Below are 4649 nucleotides of genomic sequence, written 5' to 3'. Positions count from 1 at the left end.
CCCAGATCGAGGGCTGTTTGCTCGGCGGATGGGGTATTGCGCTTACGGGCGGCCATGCTGCCCTCCGATGCTCGCGTCTGCCGTCTCTGACGGGACCGGAAGAGCTGGTAACCGTTTCCGTGTAACGCTATAGTTACTCCAGTCCTCCGCTGGGACCCGTGCCTCGATTCCTGTCTGCCTCTCACAGCTATTCCAGGAATCGGGGCATTGTGTTGTCTGTGTCATGACAATGCCTTTTGTTTCAAAACCATCCGGCGAACCTACAGGCCACGATTCATCTCCACGACAGGCGGCACTCGATGCGCTCTGCCTATGTTGGAGTATGAAAAAAAATAGGTACGCGTGATGGTCGCGGTGCTTTCTTCGCTGGTGGATTTGGTTACAGCTTCAAAATTGGTTACCATATTCTTGCTGCTCCTGCTGCTTCAGGACTGCCGTGCTGATGGTGTTGCTAGCACCGATCAGATAACTCACTCTGATGTTAGTGCCTTTTTTCGTCCGTTGAAAATATTTACCCCCGGTCTCTGCTCCGATGCGACCGGGGGCTTTTATTTGTGGCCTCACCAAGGCCACCAGCGGCGCCCAATAGATTCTGTCGGGATGGAATGCAAGATAAAGGGCATATGGTGCGCTTGAGAGGATTTGGTTTGTCTTGCTCTCAACCTACCAAGGCCACCACCAACGGCGCTTGGTTTCTGGGCCAGCTAGTAGCTTTTGCTCGGCAGACTCAATACGGGCGCGGAGCCACGCGATCTCTTCTCTGGCAATGCGTAATTCTTCTGTTCGCTCCTGGAGAAGCGCCTTGCATGTCGTATCATCCTGTCCAATTGATACTGAACTTGATGATCCTACTGTATCTTTTTTATCTGTATCAGATTGATCGGTATGAGAACCAGAAAGCTCCCCAAAAACTCGGACCAACTCTGATACGTCCACCTTCGGATTACCAGAATGATCTTTTTCTATCGACAGAACGCCAGTCCTAATGTAGCGGCGATAGAGGGTCATCCGACTGACATTGGCAAGCCTAGCCGCCTCAGATATTGTCACTTTTGCCATGTAACGCTCTGCCCACTTTGTGATCATAATGTAACATACCACAAATCCCTAGATCATAGATCAAGACTAGCTTGATTTGATACCACTTTTTGATACTATACAATAATGAATAGCAAGCATCGGAAAACCTTGGAACAGATATTTGCCAGTCCCACGCCACACCTCAGCATCAAGTGGCAGGATATTGAGCGATTACTGATTGCTTGTGGTGCCCAAGTCCTGGAAGCCGATGGCTCTGCTATTCGCATAATTCTGGGTGGGAGACGCGCATTTCTGCATCGCCCTCACCCACAAAAAGAAGCCAAGGCATATCAGGTAAAGGCGGTGAAAGAATTATTGGAATCAGCAGGAATTAAGCCATGAGGAACCGACTGGAACACAAGGGATACTTCGGCAGCGTGGAGTACAGCGCGGATGACGATATCCTCCACGGCAGGATTTTGAATATCCGAGATATCGTGACCTACGAAGGGCATGGCGTTGATGATCTCAAAGAGAACTTCATCCAAGCCGTAGAAGGATACCTACGTATGTGCGCAGAATTGAACCAAGAGCCAGATAAGCCTGCTTCGGGGCGTTTTGTGGTGCGCATCCCGCCAGATCTCCATCGTGACGCACAGATGAAGGCGGCAGAGGAAAACAGCAGTCTCAACGAAATTGTGACCAAGGCCTTGGCATCTTTCCTGGGGAACAATCATGCAGCATGACCATGATTGATCTTAATGTCTCATAACTGCCCCTCACCGACAGGCGGAGAGTCCAGCAAAATCAGGCTGTCCTTCGATCCATCAACCAGGACCACAAGACAGAATGGAACAAAATGTCTAACACTGGATCGGTAGCTGTGACGTGTCAAAGGGTTGCATGTGAGTGTTGCACTTCAAGATTGAAACCGCCGCTACAGAAAATTAGCAATTCGGACCGTAAGCAATGATCCACCGAACTTGGCTTTCAATCGCTTTTGTTCTCGCCCTCATACCCATGGCTGCCCAGGCTGATAGCCTGGCCCAGATCATCCAGGACGGCTCCGTGAGCGGGGACATCCGCTCCTACTATTTCAGCAAGCTCTACGGAGCGCCCCAAAAGGAAAACCAAGACGCCTACAGTCTGGGCGGGATTCTCAATGCGCAAACGGGCATCCTGGATGGCTTCAGCGCCGGAGCGAGTTTCTTCACTGCCAACAGCCTTGGCACCCACGGCGGCGACAGCAGTGGGGTGGATACTACCCTCATGGGCATTGCGCCTTCCATCAACGCCTTGGGCCAGGTCTACCTGCAGTATGAATTGCCCAAGCGCGTACTCATCCGGGCAGGAAACCAGATCATTAATACCCCCTGGATGGGGCCCAGAGACTCTCGCATGCTTCCCCAGACCTTCCAGGGAATCTTTGCCCAGGTGGAACCCATGGCTGGCTTGAAGATCGAGGGGATGCGCATCTTTGGCTGGAAGAGTCGCACATCGGATAACTACAGCCGAGACAATCTTTACTATCCGACCAATTATGATGAAGATGCTTTGTATGGAGTGAAGAAGGTGGGCCTTGGCGATGATACTCCGTCCAGCAACGGCACTCTCGCCTTTGGCTTGAATTATCGCTACCAGGGTGCCAAAGTATCCGCCTGGTATTACAATTTCTATCAGTTTGCCAAGATGTTTTATGGCAGTGCTCAGTATGGCTTGCGGGTAGGTGCTTTTACACCCTATCTGGCGGGACAGTTCCTGCGGGAATGGGAAAATAACGGGATCCTGCAGAATTACCACGCTAGACTTTTTGGCCAGAAGGGCACTGTAAATAGCACCCTCTGGGGGGTGAAGGCGGGGATCAAGATTCCATATGCCAATCTTTTCTTTGCCTACAATGCGTTGACACCTCATGCTGACAGCTTTGGTGGCGGAGCCATTGTTTCACCCTATGGCAATTTTGCCGCCATGTACGCCTCCTTTATGACTGACAATTTGTTGGCCTTTGGTCCTGGTCATGCCTGGCGATTGGGAGGAATATTCCGAGCCTGGCAGAAACAGATCCGCTTTATAGCCAGTTATGCCCATTTTGATACCCAGTATGAAGGCAAAACCGACGGGGTTTATCTGGATCTGACCTACTTCCCCAAACAATTGCAGGGACTTAGCATTCGTGATCGAGTGGCCATTGAAAATGGCCTTGCGGCATATAAAAGCCATTCTTTTATTTATAATCTCTTGATGTTGCAATATGCCTTTTGATCGGCCAGAAAAAGATAGCCACGGCTCACGGATTGAGGAGCTTCGCGTAGAAGCTTGAAGGAAAGGCTGATTGGTTCCAATCTTGAATTGCAACACTCGTATATAACTCTTTAGCCTGCTAAAGACACCGATCAGGTTGCCAGACATTTTGATGCAAAATGTCTAGGTATTTCATCGCCGCAGCCTATCTGGACCGAACCTTTTATTCAGATAACAACACTGACAGCACAGCTCACCCGTCGGCAGAATCGTCATCCTTAACTAGAGTGTCTTTTGATAAACTTATAATTGGTGGGTGTTTTTGAAACCATGCAACCATATTATTATAAATATCATCGGAATACAGAGTGTTAATATAGTTGCGTAATGCTTCAACAAAATCTTCAGCAACAAGCGTCAACTTATTACCATTAACAGTAAAATTATGGTTCATTCCAGCATTTTTTCGATGTGTTAAAATAACTTCATGCCCCTGGTCTTTTTCTACCTTATTTTCCCAGAACGGAGGATTCACGGAGAAGTTGTGAACAAGGCCATTTCTCAGTATACATACCAACGTATTGGATATCTTTTCACAATGTTGACAATGTTTATCATTAGCGCAATGTTGAAAATAAAGACACACAACACCAAGACAAAAATTTTTTAGTTGATCTTGTGTGGATTTTTTTCCGTAAACTGCACAAGACAAGAAGTCTGTAAACGCTGATATAAGCACAAAAGAAAACGCACTGCCAACATCAACAAACTATGTAACTCACTAAATCGATCATCTATATACTGAGCTATTTGCTTACGCGTCCAAGACTTTTCCTTGGACTTATAACAATTTCCTCCACTGGGTGCAGAAGTTGATGATGATTTTCCGTCATACCCTGGATATACAATATCTACATTTGTCAAATTTAAAAAAGTATTATCGTCATTCATAACTATTCCTGTGATAAAACACTAACTATGGTCTGTTATTGGTATGGTGATTTGGCTATCAAACCACTGCAATCCTTCTCAATACTCCGCCAAACGACCGTTTGTTGGAAACACCAGCCGGGGCCTTCCCGGCCAATGTTTCCTGGCAGGCCTTGGGTGTTGTTGGAAAGATGGCCCAAAAGATGGGTTGTTGGAAATCTGGTCAGCCCTTGCCAGAAAAAATCTCCCAAACATTGATCGGGGTACCTCTGCTCCCCATCGCGCAGCGGGGAGCGTGAATCAAATGCTTTTCCTTCATTAACCGTAACAGGCTGGATACCCGGGGAACGCTGAGCCTTAAGAGGATGCTGAAAAAGTCCATGGTATAATTACGTAACGCTAGAAATCTGGGAGTTGCGTCATGCGCGGAGCCAAGGTGGAGACCCAAGGAATGTTCA

Annotated in this window: 6 protein-coding genes and 1 pseudogene; 3 read left to right on the top strand and 4 right to left on the bottom strand. The window is 48.0% G+C overall.

From position 1 onward, the window contains the following. Positions 1-663: 663 nt before the first annotated feature. The gene (locus RTI30_RS12790) at positions 664-1059 is read right to left on the bottom strand and encodes a hypothetical protein (protein ID WP_312283950.1); all 396 of its coding nucleotides are present in this window, start codon (positions 1057-1059) and stop codon (positions 664-666) included. 105 nt (positions 1060-1164) lie between these two features. Between RTI30_RS12790 and RTI30_RS12785 the strand changes: the two genes are divergently transcribed. The 3 genes from RTI30_RS12785 (at position 1165) to RTI30_RS12775 (ending at position 3282) form a co-directional block, all read left to right on the top strand. Beyond that, a complete protein-coding gene (locus RTI30_RS12785; RefSeq protein ID WP_312283949.1) occupies positions 1165-1422 on the top strand; it encodes a type II toxin-antitoxin system HicA family toxin in 258 nt (85 codons plus the stop codon). After that, positions 1419-1766 carry a type II toxin-antitoxin system HicB family antitoxin gene (locus RTI30_RS12780; protein ID WP_312283948.1) on the top strand — a complete coding sequence of 116 codons (348 nt, stop codon included), beginning with the start codon at positions 1419-1421 and terminating at the stop codon, positions 1764-1766. Before RTI30_RS12785 ends, RTI30_RS12780 begins: the two co-directional genes overlap by 4 nt. Before the next feature lie 223 nt (positions 1767-1989). After that, a complete protein-coding gene (locus tag RTI30_RS12775) occupies positions 1990-3282 on the top strand; it encodes an OprD family outer membrane porin (RefSeq protein ID WP_312283947.1) in 1293 nt (430 codons plus the stop codon). Positions 3283-3514: 232 nt separating this feature from the next. Here the strand turns inward: RTI30_RS12775 and RTI30_RS12770 are convergent, their stop codons facing one another. From RTI30_RS12770 to RTI30_RS12760, 3 genes and pseudogenes are all read right to left on the bottom strand, one after another. Continuing rightward, positions 3515-3796, bottom strand: a complete 282-nt coding sequence (locus RTI30_RS12770) for a hypothetical protein (protein ID WP_312283946.1) — start codon at positions 3794-3796, stop codon at positions 3515-3517. Positions 3797-3927: 131 nt separating this feature from the next. Then, positions 3928-4212, bottom strand: coding sequence for a hypothetical protein (locus tag RTI30_RS12765; RefSeq protein ID WP_312283945.1), 285 nt, complete (start codon positions 4210-4212; stop codon positions 3928-3930). A gap of 202 nt (positions 4213-4414) precedes the next feature. Beyond that, positions 4415-4649 (bottom strand): annotated as a pseudogene (locus tag RTI30_RS12760) (hypothetical protein); the annotation flags it as partial.

It is taken from the genome of Candidatus Igneacidithiobacillus taiwanensis, from assembly GCF_031962545.1.
In the GTDB taxonomy this organism is placed as follows: Bacteria; Pseudomonadota; Gammaproteobacteria; order Acidithiobacillales; family Acidithiobacillaceae; genus Igneacidithiobacillus; species Igneacidithiobacillus taiwanensis.
This window is presented reverse-complemented; position numbering and strand designations above follow the sequence as displayed.